We start from the raw sequence: 267 nt of genomic DNA on the forward strand, positions 1-267 counted from the left end.
CAGGCCTTCGCCTGGGCCGGTAATCCTGCTGGGGTGATGGTGCATTCCGATCAGGGAGTGCAGTACCAGCACGCCTCGTGGCGGCAGATCATCGCCGCCCAGGACGGGATCCAGTCGATGTCTCGTCGTGGGAACTGTCATGACAACGCGGTGGCCGAGAACTTCTTCTCGCACCTGAAGACCGAGGCCTTCCTCGATGGGTACCCGGCCACCGTGGCCGAGATGACCGCAGCTTTGGAGTCCTACATCCAGTGGTACAACTACCAC

Annotated in this window: 1 protein-coding gene; it reads left to right on the forward strand. The window is 61.8% G+C overall.

The window, feature by feature from the left end; all coding sequences use genetic code 11:
• Positions 1 to 36 precede the first annotated feature (36 nt).
• The coding region (locus AC2W7A_RS13385) for an IS3 family transposase (protein WP_485991777.1) at positions 37 to 267 on the forward strand (231 nt) is incomplete at its 3' end.

The organism is Micrococcus sp. LASM2_SD2 (genome assembly GCF_057364565.1).